This window comes from Pseudoduganella dura, assembly GCF_009727155.1.
Lineage (GTDB): Bacteria > Pseudomonadota > Gammaproteobacteria > Burkholderiales > Burkholderiaceae_D > Rugamonas > Rugamonas dura.
In genome coordinates, this window is the sequence record NZ_WNWM01000002.1 from 483,294 (window position 1) to 508,446 (window position 25,153).

Consider the following 25,153-nt stretch of genomic DNA (forward strand, 5'->3'; position numbering starts at 1 on the left):
CAAACATATAAGACGAACTAATTTGAACGTCGGTTCGTAAAATACGAAGCATTCGCATCGGCTTGCGGCATTTCGCTGTGCACGGGCAAAAAAAAATGCCGGCACTGTGGCCGGCAAATTCCAATCCCGAGCGGAGTTGGAGGAGACAGGCATATCCTCTCACTCTCCCCGGCACGGCGCCACTTTATTCTGGCGATACCTCTCATCACGGGAACGCATGAGCACGGGTTTCCAGGTGCGGGCTCCGGTCCGGCTTGAAGCGCATGCCCGGAGCGCGCAATTGGAGTGCGTCATGAAAACGCGCGTCTGGAGGCACGCATCGAAGACCGTGCCGGCGCGGGCCGTCAGCCCGGCAGCCCGCCGCGTTCCGGCAGCGAGCCCACATAAGGGTTGTACGAATCCATGTCCTTGACGCCGGCGGCCATCAGTTCGACGAAATCCTTCAGCTTGCGCGACTTGTAGCGCTGCTGCTGGTAGGCGCAGTAGATGCGCGTGCGTTCCGGCTTCCAGTTCGGCAGCACCGGTACCAGGAACCGGCGCGACACTTCGGGCTGCACGAAAAAATCCGGCAGCAGCGCGATGCCGAAGCCATCCAGGCAAAAGGTCTTCATCACCCAGTGGTCGTTCGTGGCCACGCCGGTGCGCGGCACGTACGGCTGGCTGTGCCGGTCGCTGTGCAGCATGGTTTTTTCAGGCGGCGCGTCCGCTTCGCCCAGCACGATGGCGTCGTGCCGGGCGATATCGAGCGGCGTGACGGGAATGCCCTTGCGTTGCAGGTACGACGGGCTGGCGTACAGGCCGTAGCTGATCCGGCCCAGCAGCTTGCCGACCAGGTTCGGCACGTCGGGCGGCACCGCGCACACGTAGCAGTCGACATCCGCGACGGCCGGCGAATCGATGCGGTGCGCCATGTCCAGCCGGAACGCCACGTTCGGGTACCGTTCGCGGAACAGCCGTGCGACATGGCAGACGAACGTGGTGCTGAACACGCTTTCGGCGAGCACCGTGAGCGATCCGGTCACGCCGCTGTCGAGTTCCTGCACCTGCACGCGCGCCGTTTCGATACGCCCGGCCAGGTCGGCCAGCAGGCTTTCGCAATGCGCATGGAAGACACGGCCCGACTCGGTGGGCACGACACCGCGCGGCCCGCGCGTCAGCAGCGTGGAACCGAGCTCCGTCTCCAGCGCCAGGACCTGCCGGCTCAGCGTGGCCTTCGAAATGCCGCTCGCCTCCTCCGCCCGGGACAGGCTGCCGTGGCGCACTACCAGCGCGAACGCTTCGATCAGCCGCAGGTCCAGTCCCATTCGCCACCTTTCAGTCATGCCATGCATCCGCCCGGGCCGGCTTGCCGGAACGCGCGACAAAAAAAAAGCCGGCTCTGGGAGCCGGCAAATTCCAATTCTTGGGAAATTGGAGGAGACAGGTGCATCATGCCACCCGCCAGCCGGTCAGGCCAATTTATTCTGGCCATACCAATTATCACGCAAGTGGATAACTTGTCACAATTCGTCGCCTTGCCGTGGCCGGCCCGTGTGGCAGCCGCCGCGGCCCGCCGGCAGCGTCACCGTGAAGGTACTGCCCTGCCCCAGCCCGCCACTGCATGCCGACACCGTGCCGCCATGCAGCTGCACCAGGCTTTGCACGAGCGCCAGCCCGATGCCCAGGCCGCCCTGCGAACGGTCCGGCGTGCGCTCGGCCTGCGTGAACAGTTCGAATACGTGCGGCAGCACGTCGGCGGCGATGCCGACACCGTTGTCGCGCACCTCGACGACGACCTTGCCCGCCGCCGCGGACACCGCCACGGCGATCGCACCGCCCGGCGGCGTGTACTTGGCCGCATTGTTCAACAGGTTCGTGACGATCTGCACGAGGCGCACGCGGTCGCCGGTGACGGGCGGCAGCGTATCCGGCACGTCCAGCGCCAGTGCATGGCCGCGCGCGTCGAGCAGCGGGCGCACCTGCTCGACGGCGCTGGCCAGCACCGTCGGGATGTCGACCGCGTCCAGCTCCAGCTCCACCAGCCCGCGCGTGACGCGCGACACATCGAGCAGGTCGTCGACAAGGCTGGTCATGTGCCGCACCTGCCGCACGATCACCTCGCTCGTCGTCTGCACCTGCCGCGCATCGAAGCGGCCCAGCGCCAGCATGTGCGCGGCCGTGCTGATCGGCGCCAGCGGGTTGCGCAGCTCGTGCGCGAGCATCGCCAGGAATTCGTCCTTGCGGCGCGACTGCATGCGCAGCTCGTCCTCGCCGGCCTTCTTGTCATGGATATCGGTCAGGGTGCCCAGCCACCGGGTGGCCTGCCCATGCGCATCGATGGACGGCACCGCGCGGTTCAGCACCCAGCGGAACTGGCCGGAATGGTGCCGCAGCCGGTGTTCGATCTCGAAGCGCTGGCCGCTGGCGATGCTGGCCAGCCAGGCGTTCTCCAGCAACGGCAGGTCGTCCGGGTGGATCGCAGGGCGCCAGTCCCAGTCCGGCCGGCGTGGTCCCGGTTCGCCCGTGTATTCGAACCACCGGGTATTGACGTAGTCGTTGACACCGGCACCGTCCGCGGCCCAGACGATCTGCGGAATGTCGTCGGCCATCAGCCTGAACCGCGTCTCGCTCTCGGCCGCCCTCATCGAGGCCTCGGCCGCGGCGCGTTCGCTGGCGATGCGCCGTTCCTCCGCCAGCTTGTGGTCCGTGATGTCGACGGCGATGCCGGCGAACTTGCGGCGTCCGGTCCCGGGATCGGCGAATACCTTGCCGCGCGCATTGACCCACGCATCGAGCCCGGAGCGCTGTGGAATGCGGTATTCGATGTCGTACAGCGTTTCGGTGAGGATCGCGTTATCGATCGCCGCCAGCACGCGGGCGCGGTCTTCTCCATGAATCATGTCGGTGAAACGCGCCAGCTCCGTGCCCGAGCGGGCAATGGCGGCATCGACCTGGAACATGCGCGCGAAGCGCTCGTCCACATACGTGGCCGCCGTTTCCAGGTCGAACGACCAGATGCCGATATTGCCGGACGCCTCCAGCGACAATGCCAGCCGTTCCTCCGCTTCCTTGTGCCGCGCCAGCGCCAGCACCTTGTCGGTCACCTCGATCACGGTGCACATCAGGCCGCGCACGGTGCCCGCCTCGTCCCGCACGGGGCTGAACGAGAACGTGAACCAGGCCGCTTCCGGTTCGTCGCCGCGATACAGCGTGGTGGCATAGTTCTCGAAGAAGAACGATTCGCCGGCCATCACCCGCGCCGCGTAGGGGCCCAGGTCGTTCCACACCTCGCTCCATATCTCCGGGTACGGCAGGCCCAGCGCGCCGCCGGCCTTCTTGCCGAGCATCGGCACGTAGGCATCGTTATGGAACAGGTGGTAGCCATCGCCCCAGGTGACGAACGTGGGGAACGAGGAGCCGAGCATGATGCCCAGCGTGGTGCGCAGCGCCGCCGGCCATTGCGGCAGCGGGCCGAGCGGATGGCCGGACCAGTCGCGGTCACGTATCCGCGCCCCGGTGGCGCCGCCGTTGAGGGTAAAGGCGAAAAGCTGGTGCTGGTCTGTCACGAAGTCGGTCCGTATCGGAAGGTGAGCGATTCTACTGCACGAGCGGGTTGCAATGCCGCAGCAGGCACCTTTCCACGGGGGCGCGCCGCCCGTGCCGGCACGGCTGCGGGTGCCCGGACACCCGCGATGCGCAGTCCGGGTTATGCTGCCGTACCGCTCACCCTGTTTGCACGATCATGCCCACATTCGAAAAACGCCATTCCCACGCCATCCCGTCGCTGCGCTCGACCATCGAGGTCTATGTCGAACCGCTGTCGGGCGCACAGCACATCCACGTCGCCAACGAACACAGCGAACTGGCGTTCCTGGTGGCGTTCCCGACCGTGCCCGACACCAGCGACGGCCGCGCGCATATCCTCGAACACCTGTCGCTGGCGGGCTCGAAGCGCTACCCGGTGCGCGACCCGTTCTTCGCGATGATGCGCCGCTCCACGGCGCCGTTCATGAACGCGATGACGTATGCCGACCGCACCGTGTACCCGTATGCCAGCACGGACCGGAACGATTTCTTCAACCTGCTCGACGTGTACCTCGATGCCACGTTCTTTCCCCGGCTCGACTACCTGAACTTCCTGCAGGAAGGCTGGCGGCATACGCTGGCCGACGGGCAGCTGGGCTACCAGGGCGTGGTGTTCAATGAAATGAAGGGCGCGTTCAGCGACCCGATGCGGGCGATGTATGGCGGCATCACCGCGGCCCTGCTGCGCGGCACGACGTACGAATTCGTCTCCGGCGGCGATCCGCTGGCCATTCCCGACCTGACGCACCGGATGCTGAAGGATTTCCACGCCACGCATTACCACCCTTCGCAGGCGGTCTTCATGACGGCGGGACCGATCGCCGCCACGGAAATCCAGGAGCGCATCGCGCAGCGCGTGCTGGCGGAGATTCCCGGCGTGCTGCCGCGCCTGCAGCCGGAACTGGCCGATGTGGCGACGCCGCGCACGGCCGTCATCCGCGTACCGGCCCAGGCCGGGCGCGACGACGACTTCGGCTTCCAGCTGGCCTGGGTGACGGGCGAATCGGCCGACGCGGCGGTGCACTATGAAACACGGCTGCTGCAGGCGGGCCTGCTGGGCGATGCGTCGGCACCGCTGGCGCGGGCCATGGAAACGGCGGGCTTCGGCCGCCCTTCCCGCCTGAACGGCATGGATCCCGGCGCACGCCAGATGCTGTTCCACCTCGGCATGGCCGGCCTGCGCGAAGAGCAGGCCGACAGTGCCCGGCAGCTGCTATGGCAGGCACTGGAACGCACGGCGGAGGAAGGCGTGCCGCACGCGATGCTGCGCGCCGCCCTGCGGGACATCCGCTTCGGCCAGCGCGACACGTCGTCCGGCGGCATGCCGAACGTGTTGCAGCGCATGCTGCAGGCGGTTCCCGTCGTCATGCGCGGCGGCGACGTGCACGGCGCGTTCGACAGCGACAAGGCGCTGGGCGTGCTCGAAGAGCGGATCGCCGACCCCGCGTATTTCAGGAACCTGGTGCGCGCGATGCTGGACAACCCGGCGCGGCTGGAAGCGGCGATCGTTCCCGACCCCGGCTATTTCGACGCGCGCGCGGCGCTGGAAAAGGAGCGGCTCGCCGGGCGGCAGGCGGCACTGACCGAAGCGGAGCGCGCCCGCATCGTGGCCGACAGCGCGGCGCTCGACGAACAGCAGCGCCGGCGCGGCGACACGTCGGTGCTGCCGCGCATCCATCCTTCCGAGGTGAGCCGCGTCACGCGCACCCTGCCGGTCGTGCCGGCGGCGCCGGGCGGCGCCTTCCTGTTCCCGGTCGCCTCGAACGGGATTTCGCAGGCACGCGTGCAATACGATATTTCCGCGCTGCCGCCGGCCGACTGGCCATGGCTGCAGCTCTACTGCGAACTGCGCCAGGGCCTCGGGGTGGACGGACGCGATTACCAGGCCGCCAGCGCATGGCGCAAGGAGCGCGTTCCCGTGTTCGCCATCGGCCTGCAGCCGAGCCTCGGCGCAGGCAAGCCGCTCGCGCTGGAATTGCAGTTCCTCGCCAGCGGCCTGGAAGAAGATCATGCCGGCATCGCCGAAGTGCTGACGGCTTACGTGGGCAGCCCGCGCTTCGACGAGTACGAACGCATCGGCTTCCTGGCCGCGCGGCTGGCGCGCAGCAGGCTGACCAACCTGGCGCAGGCCGGCAACCGCTACGCCGCGCTGGCCGCCGAAGCGCCGCTGTCGGCGCTGCGGCGCTTCGAGGATGCCGTGGGCGGCGCCACCGCCCTGCCGTTCACCGGCGAGATCGAACGGCTGGCCGGCACCGGCGAAGGCCGCGCGGTGCTTGCCGCGCGGCTGGCGCAGGTGCATGCCGCGCTGCTCGGCTGCCCGGTATCGGTATTGTGCGCCGGCAGCAGCGGCGAACTCGCCGCGCTGGCCGGCGCGATCGTCCTGCCGGCGCCGGCCGCCGCGGCGGCCCGCTCGCCCGCCGCACCCGATGACGCGGCGCCATTGCCCGACACATCACTCGCCGCGCCGCTTGCCAGGCCGCTTGCCACGCCGCTTGCCAATGCTGCGCTGCATGCACCGGGCCAGGTCAACCATTGCAGCGCCGCGTGGGCCGTGCCCGGGCCGACGCACCCGGACGCCGCGGCACTGTCCGTCGCGGCGCAACTGATGACGAACCAGCTGCTCCATACCGCCATCCGCGAACAGGGCGGCGCGTATGGCGGCCATGCGAGCAACTCCCCGCATGCCGGCATCTTCAGCCTGGCGTCATACCGCGATCCACGCCTGGCCGCCACCTACGCCGACTTCGCGGCGGCCATCGAAGCGATGGCGACCCGCGACTTCGATACCGAGCAGCTGGAGGAAGCCATCATCGGCGTGATCAAGGGCCTGGACCGCCCGCTGTCGCCGTTCGACGCGGTGGGGGTGGCATGGACCGAGCACCGGCGCGGCATGGATGCTGCGACTCGGCAGCGCTTCCGCGAGCGCGTACTGGACTGCACGCTGGCCGAAGTTCGCGCCGCCGTGGACACGTGGTTGCGCACCGCGCCGGCCAGCCGTGCGGCCTTTGCCGGCAACCTCGCACAGGACCTCGATGGACTGGTGCCGGTGGACCTGGCGCAGCTGGCCGGCGCGGTGGGAGTGGCGGCCTGACGCGGCGAACATGGCGGATTGCCAGTACGCTCTCGCGCCGCCATGGCGGCGGCGACCGTTCTTCGGGCTGCGCTTCGTCTAACCCTGGCCGATGCCGCGCGTGAACGCGGCGATCTCGGCCAGCGCGAAGGAACAGGCGCAGTCGCTGCGCCCTTCCGGCTGGTCGAGCGGGGGCGGCGGCAGCCGTTTCACCGTCGTGGGAATGCCGCACTTGATCAATTTCGCGCCATACTGTTCCGCTTCGTCGCGCAACGGATCGTCCTCGGCGGACAGGATCAGCGCCGCCGGCAGGTTCTTCAGCCGGGAAGACTGCAGCGGCGACGCATACGGGTGCGTGCGGTCCGCGGCATTCGGCAGGTAAGCGCGGTAGCCGGCCGCGCAGCCACCCGCCACCTGGTCGGCGACGGCCGCCTTGTCGATACAGGCGGGCATGTCGCGCATTGAGCACGTGGACAGGCCCGGATCGAGCATCGGCATGATCAGGACCTGCGCCGCGAGCTCCGGCCCGCCCCTGTCGCGCGCGACCAGCGACACCACGGCGGCGAGATTGGCGCCCGCCTCGATGCCCGCCACCACGAGCCGCTTGCCGTTCCACGACAGCTTCGCCTTGTTCTTCTTCGCCCACAGCAGCACGGCATGCGCATCCTCGACCGCGGCGGGAAACGGTCTCACCGAAGCGAGCGTGTAACCGGCGGACAGCGCGACCTGGCAGCGATCCTCGCTCACCAGCCGCGACAGAAAATCGTCCGCCTCGTCGACCGCACCACCGACAAAGCCGCCGCCATGGAAGAACACCACCAGCGTATCGCGCTTGGTAGCCGGCACGCCGGCCAGGTACAGGCGTGCCGGCAGCGGGCTTTCTGCGCCCTGCACTTCCAGGTCGCGCAGCACGAGATCGCCGGCCAGCGGCGTGATGCCGGTCGTGTTCATCGTGTCACCAACACTTGCAGTGCACTTGCCGGGCGTGCACGGCACATCTTTTTACACTCATTCATCGGGTATTCCTTGAAACCATTGGGTGGACTCGGCAGGGGCCACCGTTACTCTGGCAAAAGCCGGTACTGCATGCGTCGCCGGCAATGGCGATCATCGAAACGGCCAGCAGCATAACCGCGTCGTCGCTCGTCCGGCGCCCGATATGGCGCGTCGTCGCACGAAACACGATCCGTGACGGCGCCTTTCGCCGCCGGCATGGGTCATGCGGCTGGCACTGGCTGCGGCCGGATGAAGCGTGCATGCATCTCACCCTGCAACTCTCCCTTTTGATGGATGTGAGGGCGGATGGACCGAATGCAACCGCGATACGTACATCGGCGGCAAGCCGTTGATGTAGGTTCGAAAATCGGCTGGTGTTGTACCCTGGCACCATGCCTTTCCGAGCTCGATCCAAAGTAGTCTGAAAACCACCATTCGATCGAATACAGCCCAGAAATGGCGGGAAACCACGCCAGGCAGATCGAAATAGCTTCCACCTCGGGCTGGGCAGATCAGTTTAAAACTACTGCCACGCCGGTTTGATCTAATCGGGGCCGCACGCTTGTCGATGCGCGGCGCCCATCCCTCGGCGATCTACGATGAACCGGATAAGCTGCGATAACCGACCAAAGGCAGGCCTATCGGTTTTAAATCGCTATCAGAGATTATTTGGCAACAGTTTCAATCGCGTTGACATCGGATTTTCAGGCAGCTAGAGTCGTATTCGCATTTGGCGAATGATTTACATGGAGCTAGCGCCCCCCTCATTGCTTGATCAACTTAAAGGTTCGAAACATGAAGACTTCAGCTCGTTTTGTTCTCGCGGCAGCTGCTTTTGTTTGTGGCTTGACCGCGCCTGGCGCTCACGCAGCAGGGAATTTCTGGGATCTTGGTTACGGCATCACGGTTTCGGGTTCTTCGGCTGACGGCAGCGTGATTGGCGCTTATGTTCAAAACGGGTCGTATTACATGTGGACCGCCGCCACCGGCGTTACGTCCATTGGGGGGACATGGCATGGTGGCGTGGCCAGCGTGTCGGCTGACGGATCGCGCATATCCGGCTCGGCCTACGGAAGCGACGGCCTGAGCTACGCCGGCTATTACTCGGTCGGCACTGGCCAGTGGACGACACTGGGCGGCATCGGCGGCAGCTCGGATGCCTCGGCCAGCTCCAGCTGGAACATCTCCGGCGATGGGAAGACCGTGGTTGGCCTGGGGTGGGTCAATGGAGGCACTGCCCATGCAACTGCCTCCACTTCGGCCGGCGCCATGAGCGACCTTGGCTCGCTCGGGGGATCGTCACGTGCCAACGGCGTGTCGTACGATGGCAGCGTCATCGCTGGATGGGTCGAGCAGCCAGACGGGCAATGGACCGGTGCCTACTGGAAGAACGGCACGTTGCATAACATGGTGGATGACCAGGGCAATGCGCTACAGGAGGCGGGTGCGGTATCGGCCGACGGCAACTGGATTGTCGGGCAGGGTCACTTCGGCCAGACCTGGCGATACAACACCGGCACCCAGCAGACGGAGTGGCTGGGTGACCTGGACGCGATGGGAGACTTTCAGGGGGCAACCGGCATCTCGGCGGATGGTCACATTATCGTTGGCTACGACCGTGGTTTCGGCCCCGCTGTCTATGGCCAGGGCACCATCTGGATCGAAGGTCAAGGCATGCTCAATTTTACCGATTACATCACGAGTCAAGGGGTAGACCTTGGCGGTCGTACCCTGGCATTGCCTCTCGGCGTTTCGGCCGACGGAAGAACATTCTATGGCATGGACAGTGCCGGCAGCGGCTTTGTCGTTACCGTGTCACCGGTTCCCGAACCAGCCACTTACGCCATGATGGCCTTGGGACTGGTGGGGCTGGCAGCACGTCGACGTCTGTGCGGTGGCAAGAAATGAATCAGTGAACGGAGTACGGGTTCGCTTATAAACAAGACATGCCTGCGAACCCGTCTACGACCCTCGTAAGAGTCGCAGCCGGTAATTGTCAACAATCGAAAAAGTTGCTGGCAGACTTTTTCGACGCAACAGCCCCCAAGCAGACATTTATATTGCTGAGGAAACGATCATACACAGGACACGAAGGCAGCAAAGGACCTCGAAAGCGGTCCTCCGGCAATCAGTCCTTGCTCCGTACCTTGCTGTTTGCATACACCCATGTGTATTCAGCGCCAAACAGGAAAATCTGGGCCGAATAGTAGAACCACGCGACGAGAATCACAATGGAGCCGGCCGCACCAAAACCGGAGGCCACGTCCGATTTTGCCAGGTACAAGGCAATCAGCGATTTGCCCACGTTGAAGAGCAAGGCCGTTACTGCCGCCCCCATCCACACGTCGTGCCAGGATATCTTTGCACTTGGCATGATCTTGTAGATCATCGCAAACAGAACCGTGAAGATGCCCAACGTGGCAGCAAAATTCAATACATTGGCGACAACGCTTCCCGCTTCCGAACCACCGCCCAACCATTCCCCGGACGCTGCAAGCGCAGCGCTGACGACGAGCGACATCATCAGCATGAAAGCGAGCCCCAGGACCAGGCCAAAGGATAGAACGCGGCTCCGTAACCATCCCCATATACCCGACGGCTTATCTTTTTCCGGCACCTGCCAGATGCGGTCCAGATCGGTTTGCAGTTCGCTGAAAATCGCAGTCGCACCCAACAGCAGCAGGAACCCGCCAGTGATGCTTGCAATGATTCCGGTCGACGATTCATTCGCAGCCTTGAGCAAACCCTGCACGGCAGTCGCCCCTTCCTCCCCCATGATACCTCCCAGCTGCGTGATAATCGCGCCTTGCGCCGCATCGTGTCCAAATACCATGCCGGCAATGGCGATGACGATGACCAGCAAGGGAGCCAGGGAAAACAGCATGTAATACGAAAGCGCCGCTCCCATGCTCGGTGCGTAATCATCGATCCATGCATTGCCCGCCGCCAGGAATATTTGCCACTGCCTGCCAATCCAGCTTGCCGAGGTTTGTTCGAACGTTGGGCGCGGGGTCGTGGTTTTGTCTGGTTGAGCATCCTTCACATCAGGCGGGTGGTCCTCCGAACGCGTCGGAACAACCTGTACGTCGTTCTTGATGGCGGACGCGTCGACCTTGGCGTTGCTGGTAGCCGAAGCAAAAGAGGCGGCCAGTGAAACAAGCATACCAACCACTTTCAGAATATCGCCCTGGTCCCCACTGCTCTCCGGCGGCGTATTGGTTGGTGCGGCTTTCTTATGTGGTACGGCTTTCTTATGTAGTGCGGCCTTTTTATATGGCGCGGCTTTCCTGTGCCTGACGAGCGCATAGCCCGCTGCCGCGATCCCCAGTGCAGCCCCGCCAAGCACATACGGAGAAGAGAGCACGTCCGAAGATCCGGATTTCGATGCTTTGGTTTGTTCATTCGTCCGCAGCTCGGCGGTGGCGATGCCGGTTTGGGCGTCATGCATTCCTGCAGCGGTATGGGTCATTTTTTTCCTCATCTGATAGGCATCCATGCCGAAGCGTCCCGGTGGGCGGCAAAAGACGACTTGACACCCCAGGATTACAGCAATCGAGTATAGAGAGAAAGGCGTCGGGTTCTGTGCGGTATTGAACGTAGTTGCCCCGGACGAGCGAATGATTGCAATCAGGCTCCCACAGCTTGACGGACACTTCAGCAAACAGAGGGCGGTCAGCCAATGAGTGCCTCTAGCCGAAAGCGAAGGTTCGGCAAGGGCCCTATACCTCAGCAGGACTGCGTACCGGCACTTTCTGGCAGTCGCGTCATCAGATGGAATCGACAGATGCCGCGGTGCTATCCTGTGCGGTCCCGTCACCTGATAAAGGACGTAACATGACCAACTACAAGCCACAGGGCCACAGCGACCTTTCGCCCTACCTGGTAGTCAACGGCGCGGCAGCAGTCATCGACTTCGTGAAAACCGTATTCGATGCCCAGGAGCTGTACCGCCATCCGGGCGAAAACGGATCGATCCTCCACGCGGAGGTGCGCATCGGCGACACCGTCGTCATGCTATCGGACCCGAATGCCGGTTGGGAGCCGAGGCCCGCCCACGTGCATGTCTACGTGCGCGACGTGGACGCCACGTATGCCAGGGCCCTCGCTGCAGGAGCCCAACCGCTCCAGGCCCCGGTGCGAAAGGAAGACCCTGACAAGCGCGGCGGCGTGCTCGATGCAGGTGGGACATCCTGGTGGATCAGTACGCGGCAGGCTTAGTACCTGCGCGTGAACGAGCAGCAAGCCGCAGGAAGCCTTCGCGCTCCAATGCATCATCCGCTCGAGTTGCCCGGCTTGCGCTGTTGACCCAGGTCGTGCAGATCGGGCGGTCAAAGCGACGCCTGCGTCGAGACGGTCAGAAAATTTTGCCAGATTCTGTTTTCATATTTTGTACTTGGTAAAGACAGCTTTTCGCCATTCGCCGAAGATTTTGGGCGGTTGCCGCTAAAAGAAACTCGTCATGGGCACCGCTGGGGCCACGCAGACGTAACTGGCCGAGTTTCAGGATCCGTTTGAGATGCGCAAACAGCATCTCCACCTTCTTTCGTTCCCGTCGTGACTGGCGATATGCGTCGGTCTTGCCGATAACACGAGCGAGATCGCGTGCAGGTTCCTGAGGGCTTCGGTCGATTTTTCGGATAACCATGTTGGGACAGCATTTCGTTTTCAGCTCACAAATCTGGCAGTCGTACTGGCTGGCCCGATAACGAAACGGATTTTTCTGCTGGCTACGTTGAGCTGGTTTCAGGTGTTTCCCGGCAGGGCAAACATCGCAGTTGTTTTCAGCATCGAAGATGAAGTCGGCACGACTGAAAGTGCCGTCGTGATGCTCGGATTTATCCCATGCCGGGACGTGAGGAACAATGCTATTTTTGTTGACCAGCCATCCCAGCATTGCAGCAACACCGCAGTTCGTGTCACCCACCAGACGACACGGTTTGATGGCGAACTTTTCCTCGACACGATCAATCATGGTTTTGGTCGCTTCGACCTCTGCTGTTTTGTTCACCGCTGAAGCCTCGACATCGACAATCATTCCAGCCTTCAAATCGATGAGGTAATTGGTGCAATAGGCAAGAATTGCCCGTCCTGCAGCAGCAGTCCAGGTTGCGGCCGGGTCGGGTAGAGAAATTCTTTTTGGTGTTGGCGGCACCGGATTGGCCTGTTCCAAGGCTGTCAAATACTCGCGCACTGGCCGACTTGCCTGTGCTGGGTCCCCCCAATCGATTCCGGCGTCGCCTGGACGAGATCGTTGACGCTGGGCGTGAGCCTTGATCATGCTGGCATCAGTCGCAAATCCCTCACCCTGCACTAAACCTTCAGCCATACAACGCCGAAGAACGGAATCGAACAGCTGGCGGAAAGCGTCGTGATCACGGAAACAGCCATGCCGGTTCTTGGAAAAACTCGAGTGATCCGGGACCTTGTCTTCAGACCGAGCCGACAGAACCAGCGGTACGCCAAGTTCATGCTGACTTCTTCGCATAGCCGTCGTTCTGAACGGATACCGTACGAGTAGCCAATAATCAGCATCCGTGCCATCAACTCAGGATCAATCGATGGCCGTCCGGTATGGCTGTACGAATCAGCCAGGCACAGCCGAAATTCGCTCAGGTCGAGATATCGGTCCACTGCTCTCAACAGATGGTCTTCAGGAACATATTCCTCTAGACTGATCGATACGAACAGTTCCCTCTTGGTTGCTTGACGTCCCATCATCGCAGCCTCCCGCTTTGCACCGTGTTCATAGACAACGGTAGGCCGCAACATGGCTGCAATCAAGGGGCGTTTTTCAACACAACAGGCCGGAAGCGGCCGGTCGAATTGCCTTAGAGCGCCTAACAATACCGGCCACTTATTCTGAGAGCAACAACATCACATAAACGGCTCTGCAACCGGCCACTTTCGACCAAGAGCTTTCATTAAGGCAAACGTCAGCCCCTCGCGACCCTTGGATGAGATACGCGCTCAAACCTTACCGTGTTTAGCTGGGCGTTACGCGTCTACATTCTGAACGTCGCGAGGCTTGACTGACAGCCGCTCATAGGTCGGACTTCATTCCTTTTAGAATCGTGGCCGTATGCTGACGTGCCAAACTTTCCAGATCGAGCCAATCGTTAGTAGAGCTGCGGAATACTTCTTGGTACAAGATTCCCATCAGCATTGGCCCCATAATGGACATTGCATGCAGCCGTGGATCGCCTGGGCCTAACTCACCACGTGCCTGCGCGCTGGCGATCATGCTTGTCATCGCCCCCAGCATTGGTGCCACTATCTCATCGTGCCAGATAGAGCTGAGATCGGGGAAACTGCGACTTTCTGCAAGCACCATCCTGACGATTGCTGGAATCTTGCTTTCACTGACGGTCTGCGCGATCCGTGCCAGCATGGTTGTCAACACTTGTGCAAACGGGCCGGTTTCTTGTAGCCCGGCCTGCCTTACTACTTCTAGGTTTTCCACCTGAAGGTGCTGCACGACTGCTCTGAAAAGCGACTCTTTGGTATCAAAGTACCGATATAGGGTGCCTTTGACTACGCCAGCCCGTTGCGCAACGTCGCTCAGTTTTGTCGCAGCAAAACCATTTACGACGAATAGCGCTAACGCCGCTTCGATGATCTCACCAGGGCGGTCGTCCTTACGCCGGCGCCGAGGTGGGACTTCCAGTGCCTTGCCGTCCTGCGTCATTTGCGAAGGGCGATCCCGTGCGCCGACATATAGCCGTCGAACGCGGTGATCGATTGATCCTGGCAGGCGAATCCCACATAGGTATCTGGGCGCAGCAAGTACGCGGCATCCTGCGCTAACCCGGCATCCTTATAGGCCGCGCGCCAAATAAAGGTCCGTAGCGTGACAGTATGTCGTTCGCACCATGCCTGTAATTCGGGTGACGCAACGCCATACACCTGCAGTTGCCATCCGATACTACGCAGTGGCTCGTAGTTATCGGTGTTGTCAATCGACACCCACGGCAGGCGGTCGCCCCCCTTGATACTTCCAGCTTCGCCTTTGCTGAGCGGACTTTCTTGGTAGGTCAGCATCGTTTGGGAAACCGTGCGGAACATGAACGCACGAACACTGTCAACGCCGTAGGCAACGCTTGCAACGGTAGGAAAGATGTGTGTACGTACGAAGTTTGCAAAGCTGCCTTGGGCCGTGGCAAAGGTAAACAGGCGATCAGTCGTATCGACGACCTTACGGGCGAACGTCCTACGCTCCGCATCGAAACTGTCGAGTAGCGTGTCGGACGCGCGGTTCTGCATCACCGCAGCGAGCTTCCAGGCCAGGTTGATGGCGTCGCCGATACCTGTATTCATTCCTTGTCCGCCGGCCGGGCTGTGAACGTGCGCGGCGTCACCAAGTAAAAAGGCGCGGCCGTGGCGGAAGCTGTCCGTGACACGGTGATGGACACGATAATGCGAGAACCAGTTTACAAGGTTGATCTTGACGTCAAGCTTGTCGATCGCTTCATGGCTGACATCATCGAAGGTAAGCGTGTCGGCCTGTTCTGCTCGCTCGCCACGAACGGTACCGATTAGGCGGAACTGGCCGCTGTCACCGTATGGAAGTACCATGACGAAATCGCTGCCGTCGAGTGCAATGTGGGCCTCGCTGGCGGGTTCCAAGCCAGTCAGTGTGACGTCAGCTACGTAGAAAACTTGCTTATATGTTCCGCCCTCGAAACTGCCGCCGAGCTGTTTACGCACCTGCGAACGGGCGCCGTCACAGCCGGCAATATACCGCGACAGGCATGTCTCCTCCGATCCGTCCGGCTTACGCAGTCGGACCACTACGTAATTGTCCTGCTCTTTGAACGACAGCATCTCTGTTTCGCGTTCGACCGTAACACCCATTGCCGTCAAACGCTCGATCAGAAAACGCTCGTGCTGATCTTGCGGATAAACCAAGAGGAATGGGTATGGCGTCATGCCTTCGCCTGCGTCGCCCAGCGATAGCTCGGCGCGACGTTCCCCCCCGGCCCAGAAGTTTATTGCTAAATCCTTATGGCCAGCCGCAACGACAGGATCAGCAAGGCCAAGCTGGCGATACAGTTCAAGCGTACGCGCCTGCACAGCCATGGCGCGAGAAGTTTCTCCCGCGCCAGTACTCTTGTCGATGATACGTACAGGTACACCTTGGCTAGTCAGCCATAGTGCCAACACTAGGCCAGTCGGGCCAGCGCCCACGATCAATACTTTGTCAGACATACAACCTCCACCGTTTATCTAGATAATGACTCTTGGGTCATTATCGTTCAGCTTTAGCTGCCTAGCAAGGTGTATTCATTGCAGATGCAGTGGCTACGTACTGTTGCCTGTCGGCCGCGTAGTCAGGCTTGAGTGGCAAGTTCGCGTTTTTGGCGAAAATTGGGGCATGGCGCGGCATAATTTCAACGACCGCTTCAAGGGCCGAAACGGACGTACGCGCTGCGGTGCGGGCGCTAAGATAACCACCGGTTTTGCAGACGGACAATGCTATGGCCTAAGCACTTCTCCCCGAAGACCTTTGGTCGGTTATCGAAGCTCATCTTTCAACTCGCTGTAGATCACCGAAGGGTGGGAGGCCGCGCATTAATGATCGTGCAGCCCTAACGGGAATCCTGTCTGTTCTTAGAACCGGATACCTGGGAGTACCTGCCGCGTGAGCTCGGGTGCGGCAGCGGCATGACGTGCTGGCGTCGGCTTCACGAATGGATGCAAGCAGGTGTCTGGCAGAGCGTGCACGAGGGGGTCCTGCGGCGGCTCCGCGAGTATGACCAGATCATGTGGGATCGAGCCTGCATTGACGCAGCCAGCGTGCCGGCACCGGCTGGGGGAGAGCATACTGGCCGAAACCCGACTGATCGCGGCAAGCTCGGCTGCAAACACCATTTACTAGTAGATCAGCGTGGACTGCCGCTTGTAGCGCAAATCACAGGCGCGCAGGTGGATGATTCGCGCATGCTCATCACTCTCGTGGAGTCCATCCCGGCTGTTAAGGGGCTATCCGGCCGCGCACGCAAACGTCCAGGTAAGCTACATGCTGATCGAGCCCACGCTTCAAGAGCACATCGAGTCTGGCTGCGCCGGCGAGGAATGTCTGCAAGGATCGCACGCTACGGCGTGGAGTCACGCGAAAGGCTTGGCCGATGGCGTTGGGTCGTTGAACGCACCCTCGGCTGGCTACACCGTTTTCGCAGGCTGCGCATTCGTTATGAACGACGAGCCGACATCCACCAAGCCTTTCTCTCACTTGCCTGCTCACTCATCTGTTGGAAATACGTCGAGAGGTTTTGTCAGGCGCTCTAAAATCTCACATGCCGTCCTGGATTATTTACCGTAGCAATCGCAGTAGCCGGTGGACTCGTTCCAATGGTTCACCCGCACGATTTCCGCTCCATTCATCGCTATTCGCGGTCAAGTCGTGCGCCCGGCCGGCCGCTTGCAGGTAAGGCGCCAGCCGCTCCCTTTCCGATGTGGACATGCAACCTGCGGCCTTCGATCTCAATCCCCATTCATTTCCGAGCCGGCAGTTTAATGCCGCTTTCTAATCTAAAACCGTCACCCATAAGCCGCCTCCATCAGCGCACTTGCCAGCAGCCCCAGCGTCCGATGATCGTGGCTGCCATTGTTAAATACGACGACGCTTGCACCATCCGCCAGCACGCGCCGCGCAACGAGACGGAAGCCGCCGTTGGCGCCGTCTTCCCAGGCCGCTTCGCGCGCCTTGCCGGCAATGGTTTCGATGCGGGTGCGGCCGCCCAGCGCGTAATGCTGGTCGGGCATGATCACGCGCACCAGGGCCGCGCGCGAGGCCGGGCCGAGGATGCCGCCGCCCAGCACGCCATCCATCAGGCGCACCATGTCCGGCGCGCTGCTGTAGAAGCCGCCCGCCATCGCCAGGTAGTCCGGCACCGCGGTGACCTTGCGCTGGAACGGCGGCGCCAGGCCGGCATAGGCGACGGCCATGCCGGGAACATCGCTCGATTCGCCGCTGAAGATGCCGCTGTCGCGCAGTTGCAGCGGCTCGAGCAGCCAGGCGGCAACGCAGTCGCGGTATCGCTTGCCACTGGCCCGTTCGACGATAGCCTTGACGATGAGCCAATTGGAGTGCGAATAATCCCAGGCGCTGCCGGGCGCGAAGCGCAGGTCGCCGCTGGCGAAGCGGCGCACCGCTTCCATCTGTTCCAGCGGCACGAGTCCCACCTGCGGATCGGCCTTGCGGGCCGCCACGATGTCGTTCGGCACGCCGCTGGAATGGCTCATCAGGTGGCGCAGCGTGATGCGCCCGCCCGTATCGGCCCGGTAGTCGGGCAGGTAGCGCGCGATGGGTTCATCCAGCGCCAGCTTGCCGTCGTCAACCAGTTTCAACACCACCATCGCGGCGATCCATTTCGACACCGAGCCGGCTTCGAAGCGGGTATCGACGGCCATGGGCGTGGCGGCCTGCGGATCGGCGAAACCCACCGCCGTGCTGAACCGGATGCGGGCGCCCTGCCCCACCGCCACGGTGCCGTTGAATCCGGTACAGGCGGCCAGCGCCGCCTCGTAGCGCGCCGCCGGACCGGCGGCGGAAACGGGAACCACGCGCCCCAGGGCGGCGGCCCCGGCGAGGGCGATGCATTGACGACGATTCACGGGGTGCCCTTTCGTGTGTGATGGCGGGGTCGCCACCCGCATTATGCAGCCGCCGCGCGAAAACGCCACGGGCGCTCAGTAGTCGATCTTCACCAGCGACACCGCCTGCCGTGGCAGCTGCATCTTCACGACGACCTTCTGCCCGCTGACGGCAACCTGCCGCGGTGCGCCCAGCGTGGCCAGCCGGCTGGCCCGGTCCAGCGCCGCCACCTGCGCGGCGTCCGGCTTTGCAGGAGAACCCAGGCGCTTCCACTCGGCGTACGAGTTGCCGTGCTGTTCGTCGACGCGGTAATGCGTGACGGTCGCCCTTTCCGCCGGCACGCCGGCCACCACCAGTTCGACCGGCGAGCCGCGGTCCTGCACATCGTCGTCGTGGTAGTTCCACACCATCACGGTCACGCTGCGATTTCCCTTGCTGGCCAGCGCATCGATGTCGGTGGCGGCGCCGCGCACGCCGCCGGCACGGATGGCGGCGGCATCGTAGGCGCGCGCGCCGCCGACGGCGATCCGTTCCGGCCCCATCATGCCGAACATGCGGAACACGTTGACCACCGGCTTGTTGACGCCATTGGTGGCCAGGTCGCGGAAGCCGGCGAACTACGGCTGGTCCTCGAACAGGAACGACCAGCTCACGGCGCCCAGCAGGTTCACGCCCGTCTCGTCGGCGATATCCTGCAGCCGCCCGATCGACGCGGCGGTGTAGCTGGCGTACATGGTGCCGTTGCGGTAGGCGTTTTCCGGATTGGTCTGCATGCCGCAGGCGGCGCAGCCCTCGGGATCGGATTCGCCCAGGATCACCGGCACGTTCTTCAGCTCCGGATACGCCTTGAGCTTGTTGAAGCCGTCGGTGATGCGTTTCAGGTGGATGCCCATGTCCATGCGCACCACGCCGTCGACGACCTTCGGCGAGCCCTTGGCATGGAAACCGACGAAGTCCAGCGGCGCGCCCACCTTGCCGGTGGCGTGGTTGGTCCCGTGCAGCACGTGCTTCAGGAAATTGTCGAAGAACGGCCCGGTGCCCGCCGTGTGCGGGCCGCCCATGCGGGCCGTCGGCAGCGCGCGCTTCACCGCGTCGGCCGCATGGTCGTACATCTTGAAGAATTCCTGCTGGCGGTCCGGCGCGATCAGGTAATGCCCATCGGGCTCGTTCCACAGTTCCCAGTACCAGCTTTCCACTTCGGCCTGGCCGTAGCGCTGCACGCAATGGCGCACCCACTGGTAGATCAGTTCGGACCATTTGGCGTAATCCTTCGGCGGATAGGCCCAGCCGGTCATGATTTCCTCGTACGGCCGGCCCGGTTGCCAGTGGTGGCGGTAAGGCTGCGGCCTGCTCGACAGCGCCTCCGGCATGAAGCCGATCTGCGCCAGCGGCTTCATGCCGCGCTCGATATACGTGTCGAAGATGCGGTCGGCGATGGTCCAGTCGTAGACCGGCTTGCCGTCCTTGTCCTCGGTGTACATGTTCGTCGAGCCCCACTTCAGGGCGTAGGAGCCGTCGCCGCTGGTCATCAGGTTGTGCGCCCGCACGTAGACCGGCACCCGGCTCAGCGCGGCCAGGTCGGACAGCAGCTTTTTGCCATTGGCGGTGTAGGTGTAGTTCGGCTCGTCGTAGCCGAACCAGGCCCACACCGGCTTGAGCGGGCCGCGCGCCTGCGCGGCATCGACGTTGATGGTGAAGGGAGCCGGCACCGGCGCGGCCGGCGCGCCCGAGGCGCCGGATTGCGCGGCGGCGACCAGCGGCAGGCCGGCCAGAAGGCCGATGGCAAGGGACAGCGGCACGGCGTTCATAGCGCTCCTTCACGTGGGGATGGGCGATTGTAAGGAACGCCGGCGCGGCTGGCGCGCGCCAGCCGATCAAGCGGATGACTATTGCGCGAATCCCCGGTGCTGCAGGCTCCGTCTCACATAGGCCGGCAGGTTGCGGTTGCCCAGCAGCCGTTCGACGAAGTGCGCGTCGTCCACCGCGGTGATCGGCGCCAGCTCCATCGGGCGTACCGGCGCCTCCGCCGCGGCCCGCAAGCCGATACCCGCCAGCGCCATGCCATGCGCGTGCGCGTGCCCGCCGTCCAGCGCCTCGTGTTCGCCGTGGTCTTCCATTTCCAGGTCGAGCCTCCAGGCCGGGCCGTCCGCCAGCGCCATCAGCGCGGTGGGGTGCGCTGATTCCTGCGCCGATTCCTCCGCCAGTTCGGGCAGGTGCTCCAGGCCGTACGCGAGCTTGTCCACGGCCGCCGCGAGCGACATGCCGCCCATCGCGTCGTCGCCGTCTTCCACCAGGTCGATGTGGTACTCCTTCCCGCCGATGGCGAACGATTCGCTGGTGAGCGGATCGCCGGCGGTGAAGCTGCCGGCTTCGCCGACCCGGATGCGGCCATCGATGAGGATCGCCCGGATCGCCGTTTCCCCGGCATCGATCAGTGCCGTGTAGGGGTCGGCATGCGCTCCCTCGACAACGAGCAGGTCGGCGCGCAGCCCCGCGGCGATGCTGCCCACATGGGCGGTCCATCCCAGCATGGCGGCCGGCACCGACGTGACCATCTCCACCAGCTCCCGCGGTGAAAAGAGCCCGCCCTGCTTCGCGCTGACCGCGCGGGCGATCTTCAGCTCGCCGAGCATGTTCTTGCAGCCGCTCGGGCTCCAGTCCGCGCCCAGCGCGATCGGCACGCCGCGCGCCTTGGCGGCGGCCACGTCGGCGGTGCGGCCGTAGAGCAGCAGGTTGCTGGTCGGCGACCAGACCATGCCGGCGGTGCGGGCCATCACCTTGAAATCCCGCGGCTTGAGGCCCACGCAATGGATGCAGATCATCGACTTGCCCACGGCCCATTTGCCGTCGTCGAGCAGCAGGTCGCGAAAGCGCTGGCGCGCCGCGCGGTCGGTGCCCTCGCTCAGGTGGTAGAAGAACGGATTGCCGCTGGACAGCGCCGGTACCAGCTTGGTCGGGATTTCCTCGCGCTGGTAGTCCAGCGTCTGGCATCCGGCCGTGGGCCAGCCCTGCTCGAGCGGCTGCTCGACGTTGCGCACCAGCCCTTCGAACAGCTTGCGCGTGCCGTTCGAAGACGACAGCGACATACCCTGCGCGGTGGTCACGCCGCCGAACAGGCTGCGGCATTCGGCATAGCGGATGATCGCGCGGGTGTAGTCGGCGTCCGCATGGCGGGCCAGCAGGCTGGCCGGGCGGGCGATGTCGGACTGGTAGCTCGTCTCTTCCGTGCGCCATTGATTGCGGTTCGTGTATTTCTTCGGCACGTTCCACAGCGGCAGCATGTTGTAGGTCAGGTGGTTGTGCAGGTCGATCAGGCCCGGAAAGATGGTGCCCTTCGTATCGATCGCCTCGACATTGCCGAATCCCGCCGGCAGCGGGTCCGCCGGCTTCAGCACGGCGACAATGGCGGCGCCGTCGATGCAGATGCGGCCCTGCCGGACGATCGTCCGGGCGCCATCCATCGTGACGACGTCGCCGGCCAGGATCTTCTTTTCCTGCCGCGCTGGCAGGCCTGTATGGAATCGAATCATGTGCCACTCCTCGTGCTTCAGACTTGTTCCGTGAAAGGGATACAGCGGCGGCCAGCATTGCACGGGCGCGGAGCGGGAGGTATTGCGCAATTGTCTTTCGATTGTCGCTACATGATTACGATAAGGAAGAGCAGACGGGATCGGCAGCCTCGGTGTGACGATACGGCGACGCGTATGCGGCCGGCCCGCGCGGCACAGAACTTTCCCTGCAGCACCAATTATTAACGCGATTGTTAAAGTTTTAATCCATGTTGTATACTGTACCCATGGGTATCGTTAAACCCGCTTTCGTGTGGCCGCACGCTTTATCAAAAAATTTCCAGAAATTGATCCATATGAAACTCTCACGCCATCCGTACCTGGCACTCGTCGTGGCGCTATGCGCCCTGCCAGTGCATGCCACCCCCGCCTCGAAGGCCGCCGCCGCCGAGACCGCCGCCGCGCAGCAGGAGCGCGCCGCGCGCGCCGACTACATCGAAAAGCAGAAGAAGCTGTTCGAGGAAAAAGGCATCGCCACCGACGCCCCGGCACAGCAGTCGTCGACGATCGTCGACCTGCCGCAGGACGAAGCCGACGCACCGAACACGGTGAAGAAATGATGCGCGCCGCTACCATCGGGCGTTTCCGGCGCACCCTGCCCGCCATCGCCGTGCTGTGCAGCATGCTGCCGGCGGCCCCGGCCCATGCCTTCGGCGTGCCGTTCAAGGGCAACGAAGTCGAGGCCCGCGTGGGCGCCATGATCGACAACATGAGCCTGCAGCAGAAGTTCGAATTCATCCGCGTGAACGACGGCCACATGCTGCCGCTGCTGCCGTCGCAAGGCCTGGCGGGCACCACGGCCTACGACTCGTCGATGGGCGTGCACGTCGGCCTCGGCACGTTCGGCACGCAATTCCCGTCGCAATCGGCGCTGGCGGCCACGTGGAGCATCAACCGCGCGCAGCAGTTCGGGCTGGCGATCGGCTACGAAACCCGCCAGGCCGGCGCCCAGCAGATGCTGTCGCCGGGCCTGAACATCTTCCGTACGCCGTACAACGGCCGCAATGCCGAGTATGTCAGCGGCGAAGATCCGTTCCTGGGCGCGGTGTTCGGCCCCGCCATCACGAACGCGATCCAGGCCCAGGGCATCCAGGCCGCGGCCAAGCACTACGTGGCCAACGACCAGGAAGCCAACCGGCACCTGACGAACGTGACGGTGGATGAACGCACGCTGCGCGAAATCTACCTGCCCGGCTTCGAATCGACCGTCAAGAACGCCAGCCCCGCTTCGGTGATGTGCGCGTTCAACAAGATCAACGGCGACTATGGCTGCGAAAGCCATCACCTGATCACCGAGGTGCTGAAGGGCGAATGGGGCTACCAGGGCTTCGTGATGAGCGATTTCAACTCGATCCACCACCCCCAGAAAGCCGCCTGGGCCGGCGCCGACCTCGACATGCCGAGCGCCCTGGCATTCACGGACCAGACCATGTACGACCTGGTTTACAGCAACCAGGTGCCGATGGTGGTGCTGGACGACAAGGTGCGTCGCAACCTGCGCGCCATGGTCAGCTTCGGCTTCGACAAGGCGCTGCCGGTGCCGACGGCGCTGGACACGGCCTACGGCGATGCCGCCTCGCTGGCGGTCGCCCGCGAAGGCATCGTGCTGCTGCGTAACGACAGCGGCAAGGGCTCGATGCCGGTGCTGCCGCTGGCCGCCAATGCCCGCGTCGCCGTCATCGGCGACATGGCGCAACAGGAACCCGCTTCCCCGTTCGGCACCGCCTGGGCGCCGACCAACCGCCACATCTCGGAACTGAGCGGCCTGCAGCAGCTCAACGTGGACCCGGCCAACGTCACCTTCATCCCGGGGCTGTCGCTGAATCCGAAGGAAGCCGTGTGGTACCAGCCCGGTTCCACGGCGCAGGCGCTGAACCCCGGCCTGAAGGCCGAGTACTTCGCCAATACCCAGCTGGCCGGCTCGGCCGCCGTCACGCGCATCGAACCCGGCGTGGCATGGAATTTCATGACCGGCGCCAATGTGACGGCGAGCGGATCGACCTCGCTGTCCGGCTTCGCCGCCACGCCGGGCGCATTCTCGGCACGTTTCACCGGCACCATCAAGCCGACCGTGACCGGCGAGCAGGTGTTCAAGGTGCGCGCCGACGGCGCCTACAAGCTGTGGGTCAACGACGAGCTGGTACTGTCCTCCGACGGCGCACCGATCGCGGGCGACGTCGTCAATGCCTACAGTGCTTCGGGCAAGACGGCGAAGCTGAAGGCCGGCTCGCTGTACACGGTGAAGCTGGAATACCGCCGCCTGTCGGGCGCCTACTTCCCGGTGCTGGGCAGCATCAACGGCATCCAGATGAGCTGGGCCTCGCTGGCCGCGCCGGACAGCCTGGCGAACTATGACGCGGTGGTTGTCGCCGTGGGCAAGAACGCCGAGTACGAAGGCGAAGGCGCCGACGTGGCCTTCGAGCTGCCGGAATACCAGTCGGAGCTGATCAGGAACGTGGCCAAGGTGAACTCGAACACGGTCGTGGTCGTGCATGGCGGCGGCCCGTCGGAAATGGGCGGCTGGGCGAAGAAGACGGCGGCGGTGCTGCAAGCCTGGTACCCCGGCCAGTTCGGCGGCCAGGCCGTGGCGGAAATCCTGTACGGCACCGTCAATCCATCGGGCAAGCTGCCGGTGACGATCGGCGGCGTCGCGGGCGACTACCCGACATCGGCCGGCTACGGCGCGATCGCGGACTACCAGCCATCGGGCAATTTCGCCGATGCGGCGACCAATCCGGCGAAGAAGACGCTGGCGTATTCGGAAGGCGTGTTCATGGGCTACCGGGGCTTCGACAAATCCGGCACCAAGCCGCTGTATCCGTTCGGCTTCGGTCTTTCGTACACCACGTTCGCCTACGGCAACCTGGCACTGTCGAGCAGCAAGCTGGCCGCCGGGGCCACCGTGAACGCCACGTTCACGCTGACCAACACGGGCACGAAGGCCGGCTATGAAGTCGCGCAGCTGTACGTGCGGCCCGCCACGGCGGCGGTGGCGCGGCCGAAACAGGAGCTGAAAGGCTTCGCCAAGGTGTTCCTGCAGGCGGGCGAGACCAAGACCGTGTCGATCCCGGTCGATGCACGCTCGCTGGCCTACTACACCACGGCCACGGGCGCCTGGCAGGTGGATGCCGGCAAGTACACGATCCATGTGGGCAGCTCTTCCGCCGATTTGCCGCAGAAGGCCGGGCTGACGGTGCAATCGGCGCTGCAGCTGTCGACCGCGTCGTCGAACCCGCTGCCGGCACCGGTGCAGGAAGCGGTGCAGGTCGCGGCCGGGCGCGCCTACTGACCACGGTGACATCGCGTGCCGCCGAATCCGCACAAGCGCGGCGGCACGCAATATACTGCGGGGCTTACCCC

Annotated in this window: 14 protein-coding genes and 2 pseudogenes; 6 read left to right on the forward strand and 10 right to left on the reverse strand. The window is 63.6% G+C overall.

The window, feature by feature from the left end:
• Positions 1-344: 344 nt before the first annotated feature.
• Positions 345-1,304 (reverse strand): LysR family transcriptional regulator, encoded by a 960-nt coding sequence (locus GJV26_RS02280; RefSeq protein WP_155712197.1) that lies wholly within the window; start codon positions 1,302-1,304, stop codon positions 345-347.
• Positions 1,305-1,499: 195 nt separating this feature from the next.
• Entirely contained in the window at positions 1,500-3,545 is a 2,046-nt protein-coding gene (locus tag GJV26_RS02285) for a sensor histidine kinase (protein WP_155707303.1), read from the reverse strand.
• Between the two features lie 176 nt (positions 3,546-3,721).
• Between GJV26_RS02285 and GJV26_RS02290 the strand changes: the two genes are divergently transcribed.
• Positions 3,722-6,655, forward strand: coding sequence for an insulinase family protein (locus GJV26_RS02290; RefSeq protein WP_155707305.1), 2,934 nt, complete (start codon positions 3,722-3,724; stop codon positions 6,653-6,655).
• Between the two features lie 78 nt (positions 6,656-6,733).
• Here GJV26_RS02290 and GJV26_RS02295 read toward each other — a convergent pair whose 3' ends face one another.
• Positions 6,734-7,585: an alpha/beta hydrolase gene (locus tag GJV26_RS02295; RefSeq protein ID WP_155707307.1), complete on the reverse strand. Its 852-nt coding sequence runs from the start codon at positions 7,583-7,585 to the stop codon at positions 6,734-6,736.
• 840 nt (positions 7,586-8,425) lie between these two features.
• Between GJV26_RS02295 and GJV26_RS02300 the strand changes: the two genes are divergently transcribed.
• Complete coding sequence (locus GJV26_RS02300; RefSeq protein ID WP_155707308.1) at positions 8,426-9,538, forward strand: PEP-CTERM sorting domain-containing protein; 1,113 nt, start codon at positions 8,426-8,428, stop codon at positions 9,536-9,538.
• Between the two features lie 220 nt (positions 9,539-9,758).
• Here the strand turns inward: GJV26_RS02300 and GJV26_RS02305 are convergent, their stop codons facing one another.
• Positions 9,759-11,099: a YihY/virulence factor BrkB family protein gene (locus GJV26_RS02305; protein ID WP_229419146.1), complete on the reverse strand. Its 1,341-nt coding sequence runs from the start codon at positions 11,097-11,099 to the stop codon at positions 9,759-9,761.
• A 365-nt stretch (positions 11,100-11,464) separates the two neighbouring features.
• Here GJV26_RS02305 and GJV26_RS02310 point away from each other — a divergent pair, with 365 nt between their 5' ends.
• Entirely contained in the window at positions 11,465-11,848 is a 384-nt protein-coding gene (locus GJV26_RS02310) for a VOC family protein (protein ID WP_155707310.1), read from the forward strand.
• A 136-nt stretch (positions 11,849-11,984) separates the two neighbouring features.
• On the opposite strand, the pseudogene GJV26_RS02315 reads toward GJV26_RS02310, so the two are convergent.
• The 3 genes and pseudogenes from GJV26_RS02315 to GJV26_RS02325 form a co-directional block, all read right to left on the reverse strand.
• A pseudogene (locus GJV26_RS02315) lies at positions 11,985-13,348 on the reverse strand (transposase).
• A gap of 322 nt (positions 13,349-13,670) precedes the next feature.
• Positions 13,671-14,315, reverse strand: a complete 645-nt coding sequence (locus GJV26_RS02320) for a TetR/AcrR family transcriptional regulator (RefSeq protein WP_155707312.1) — start codon at positions 14,313-14,315, stop codon at positions 13,671-13,673.
• The gene (locus tag GJV26_RS02325; protein ID WP_155707313.1) at positions 14,312-15,835 is read right to left on the reverse strand and encodes an FAD-dependent monooxygenase; all 1,524 of its coding nucleotides are present in this window, start codon (positions 15,833-15,835) and stop codon (positions 14,312-14,314) included. The genes GJV26_RS02320 and GJV26_RS02325 overlap by 4 nt, the downstream gene beginning before the upstream one ends.
• 308 nt (positions 15,836-16,143) lie before the next feature.
• Here GJV26_RS02325 and GJV26_RS02330 point away from each other — a divergent pair.
• Positions 16,144-16,915, forward strand: a protein-coding gene (locus tag GJV26_RS02330; RefSeq protein ID WP_189441898.1) for an IS5 family transposase whose coding sequence is annotated in 2 segments (ribosomal slippage) — positions 16,144-16,250 and positions 16,249-16,915 — 774 coding nt in all. Because the reading frame shifts where the segments join, the coding sequence is not laid out codon by codon here.
• Between the two features lie 252 nt (positions 16,916-17,167).
• Here the strand turns inward: GJV26_RS02330 and GJV26_RS02335 are convergent.
• The 3 genes and pseudogenes from GJV26_RS02335 to GJV26_RS02345 form a co-directional block, all read right to left on the reverse strand.
• The gene (locus GJV26_RS02335) at positions 17,168-18,244 is read right to left on the reverse strand and encodes a serine hydrolase domain-containing protein (RefSeq protein ID WP_216643092.1); all 1,077 of its coding nucleotides are present in this window, start codon (positions 18,242-18,244) and stop codon (positions 17,168-17,170) included.
• Positions 18,245-18,319: 75 nt separating this feature from the next.
• Positions 18,320-20,032: pseudogene (locus GJV26_RS02340) on the reverse strand (GH39 family glycosyl hydrolase).
• A gap of 78 nt (positions 20,033-20,110) precedes the next feature.
• Entirely contained in the window at positions 20,111-21,754 is a 1,644-nt protein-coding gene (locus tag GJV26_RS02345; RefSeq protein ID WP_155707315.1) for an amidohydrolase family protein, read from the reverse strand.
• 335 nt (positions 21,755-22,089) lie between these two features.
• On the opposite strand from GJV26_RS02345, the gene GJV26_RS02350 reads away from it, so the two are divergent.
• Together GJV26_RS02350 and GJV26_RS02355 are read left to right on the forward strand one after the other, a co-directional pair.
• Positions 22,090-22,353, forward strand: a complete 264-nt coding sequence (locus GJV26_RS02350) for a hypothetical protein (protein WP_155707316.1) — start codon at positions 22,090-22,092, stop codon at positions 22,351-22,353.
• Complete coding sequence (locus tag GJV26_RS02355; RefSeq protein ID WP_155707317.1) at positions 22,350-25,082, forward strand: beta-glucosidase; 2,733 nt, start codon at positions 22,350-22,352, stop codon at positions 25,080-25,082. The genes GJV26_RS02350 and GJV26_RS02355 overlap by 4 nt, the downstream gene beginning before the upstream one ends.
• Positions 25,083-25,153 lie beyond the last annotated feature (71 nt).

Coding starts and splice junctions, on each gene's coding strand:
- GJV26_RS02310 (WP_155707310.1), top strand. CDS start 11,465: ATGACCAACTACAAGCCACAGGGCCACAGCGACCTTTCGCCCTACCTG.
- GJV26_RS02350 (WP_155707316.1), top strand. CDS start 22,090: ATGAAACTCTCACGCCATCCGTACCTGGCACTCGTCGTGGCGCTATGC.
- GJV26_RS02355 (WP_155707317.1), top strand. CDS start 22,350: ATGATGCGCGCCGCTACCATCGGGCGTTTCCGGCGCACCCTGCCCGCC.
- GJV26_RS02300 (WP_155707308.1), top strand. CDS start 8,426: ATGAAGACTTCAGCTCGTTTTGTTCTCGCGGCAGCTGCTTTTGTTTGT.
- GJV26_RS02295 (WP_155707307.1), bottom strand. CDS start 7,585: ATGAACACGACCGGCATCACGCCGCTGGCCGGCGATCTCGTGCTGCGC.
- GJV26_RS02345 (WP_155707315.1), bottom strand. CDS start 21,754: ATGATTCGATTCCATACAGGCCTGCCAGCGCGGCAGGAAAAGAAGATC.
- GJV26_RS02290 (WP_155707305.1), top strand. CDS start 3,722: ATGCCCACATTCGAAAAACGCCATTCCCACGCCATCCCGTCGCTGCGC.
- GJV26_RS02305 (WP_229419146.1), bottom strand. CDS start 11,099: ATGACCCATACCGCTGCAGGAATGCATGACGCCCAAACCGGCATCGCC.
- GJV26_RS02325 (WP_155707313.1), bottom strand. CDS start 15,835: ATGTCTGACAAAGTATTGATCGTGGGCGCTGGCCCGACTGGCCTAGTG.
- GJV26_RS02280 (WP_155712197.1), bottom strand. CDS start 1,304: ATGGGACTGGACCTGCGGCTGATCGAAGCGTTCGCGCTGGTAGTGCGC.
- GJV26_RS02320 (WP_155707312.1), bottom strand. CDS start 14,315: ATGACGCAGGACGGCAAGGCACTGGAAGTCCCACCTCGGCGCCGGCGT.